At 73.8% G+C, this 2,463-nt stretch carries 2 protein-coding genes and 1 pseudogene; 2 read left to right on the plus strand and 1 reads right to left on the minus strand.

The features are described from left to right. On the plus strand, positions 1-1,228 hold a 1,228-nt coding region (gene cobA / locus AB8Z36_RS37515; RefSeq protein WP_369217853.1), incomplete at its 5' end, for a uroporphyrinogen-III C-methyltransferase. A 101-nt stretch (positions 1,229-1,329) separates the two neighbouring features. Then, entirely contained in the window at positions 1,330-2,148 is an 819-nt protein-coding gene (locus tag AB8Z36_RS37520) for a TrmH family RNA methyltransferase (protein ID WP_369217854.1), read from the plus strand. 47 nt (positions 2,149-2,195) lie between these two features. On the opposite strand, the pseudogene AB8Z36_RS37525 reads toward AB8Z36_RS37520, so the two are convergent. Next, a pseudogene (locus AB8Z36_RS37525) lies at positions 2,196-2,463 on the minus strand (serine/threonine protein kinase); the annotation flags it as partial.

Raw genomic sequence — 2,463 nt, forward strand, 5'->3', positions numbered from 1 at the left:
CGCACACCCCGCCTACCCCGTAGGCCTCCGCCTCGCCGGCCGCCGCGTCGTCGTCCTCGGCGGCGGCCAGGTCGCCCAGCGCCGTCTCCCGGCCCTGATCAAGGCGGGCGCCGACGTCCTCCTCGTCTCCCCGTCGGCGACGCCGTCCGTGGAGGCGATGGCGGACACGGGGGAGATCACCTGGGCGAGGCGCCGTTACGAGGAGGGCGATCTGCGCGACGCCTGGTACGCGCTGATCGCCACCAGCGACGACGAGGCGAACACCCGCGCCTCGGCCGAGGCGGAGGCGCACCGCGTCTGGTGCGTCCGCTCCGACGACGCCGAGGCCGCCACCGCCTGGACCCCGGCCACCGGACGCTCCGAGGGCGTCACCGTCGCCGTCCTCTCCAGCGACATCCAGGACCGCGACCCGCGCCGCACCGCCGCCATCCGCGACGCGGTGGTGGAGGGGCTGCGCGACGGCAGCCTGGTCGCGCCCCACCTCCGTACGCGCCATCCGGGTGTCGCCCTGGTCGGCGGCGGTCCCGGCGACCCGGACCTGATCACCGTCCGCGGCCGTCGCCTGCTCGCCGCGGCGGACGTCGTCATCGCCGACCGGCTCGGCCCCCGCGACCTCCTCGACGAGCTGCCGCCGCACGTCGAGATCATCGACGCCGCCAAGATCCCGTACGGCCGTTTCATGGCCCAGGAGGCCATCAACAACGCCCTGATCGAGCACGCCAAGCAGGGCAAGGCCGTCGTCCGGCTCAAGGGCGGCGACCCCTACGTCTTCGGGCGCGGCATGGAGGAGGCCCAGGCGCTCGCCGAGGCGGGCATCGCCTGCACGGTCGTCCCCGGCATCTCCAGCTCGATCTCGGTCCCCTCGGCCGCGGGCATCCCGGTCACGCACCGGGGCGTCGCCCATGAGTTCACCGTGGTCAGCGGCCATGTGGCCCCGGACGACGAGCGCTCCCTGGTCGACTGGGCGGCCCTGGCCAAGCTCCGCGGCACCATCGTGATCCTGATGGGCGTCGACAAGATCGGCAGGATCGCCGAGGCCCTGATCGCGCACGGCCGCTCGCCCCGGACCCCGCTCGCCCTCGTCCAGGAGGGCACCACGGCCGCCCAGCGGCGCGTCGACGCCACGCTCGCCACGGTCGCCGAAGCGGTCCGCGTCCACGAGGTGCGGCCCCCTGCCGTGATCGTCGTCGGCGACGTCGTACGCGTGGGTCCCGAGCCCCTCTCATGAGCAGGGGGCCAGGCGCCCCGACACCCCTTCGCGTAACCAGCGGTAACGGAACACCCTCCGCAGCCGTTGGCACCACACCCCGGACAAGGCAGTATCACCCTGTGGCTGATCTCATCACCGTCGACGACCCCGACGACCCCCGCCTGCGCGACTACACGGGCCTGACCGACGTCGAGCTGCGCCGCAGGCGCGAACCGGCCGAGGGCCTGTTCATCGCGGAGGGCGAGAAGGTCATCAGACGGGCCAAGGATGCCGGGTACGAGATGCGCTCGATGCTCCTCTCGGCCAAGTGGGTCGACGTCATGCGTGACGTCATCGACGAACTCCCGGCCCCCGTGTACGCGGTGAGCCCGGAGCTGGCCGAGCGGGTCACCGGCTACCACGTGCACCGCGGCGCCCTCGCCTCCATGCAGCGCAAGCCGCTGCCCACGGCCGAGGAGCTGCTAGCCACCACGCGCCGCGTCGTCGTCATGGAGGCGGTGAACGACCACACCAACATCGGCGCCATCTTCCGCTCGGCGGCGGCGCTCGGCATGGACGCCGTCCTGCTCTCCCCGGACTGCGCGGACCCGCTCTACCGCCGCTCGGTGAAGGTCTCGATGGGCGCGGTCTTCTCGGTCCCCTACGCCCGGCTCGCATCCTGGCCGAAGGGTCTGGACGGGGTGCGCGAGGCCGGTTTCAACCTGCTCGCGCTCACCCCGGACGAGAAGGCCAAGTCCCTGGACGAGGCGGCGCCCCACCGCATGGACCGTGTCGCGCTGATGCTCGGCGCCGAGGGCGAGGGACTCTCCCGTCAGGCGCTGGTCGCGGCCGACGAGTGGGTCCGCATCCCGATGGCGCACGGCGTGGACTCGCTCAACGTGGGCGCGGCGGCGGCGGTCGCGTTCTACGCGGTGGCGACGGGGCGTCCGGAGCTCTAGCCCCGGCTCCGGCTCCGGGCTCCGGCTTCGAGCTTCGGGCTCCGGCTCTACAGCGTCCCGGCCGGGGCCTGTCGGCCGGTCGAGGTCCGCAGCTCGTCCGAGGTCCGCTGCTCAGCTGCGGTCTGCTGCTCAGCTGAGGTCTGCTGACTCGCCGGGGTCCGCGCACGCTGGTGCACCTGGGCGTCCCCGGCCCCCAGGCCGCGCGCCGGGCCCTGGCACCCCTGGGCCGCCGCGATGCCGAGCGCCACGAGCAGCGTCACGATGACGAACACCGTGAGCCGCTGCCGCAGCAGCCGCGGGTTGGCGGGCCTGCGC

Source organism: Streptomyces flavofungini, from assembly GCF_041028215.1.
In the GTDB taxonomy this organism is placed as follows: domain Bacteria; phylum Actinomycetota; class Actinomycetes; order Streptomycetales; family Streptomycetaceae; genus Streptomyces; species Streptomyces flavofungini_B.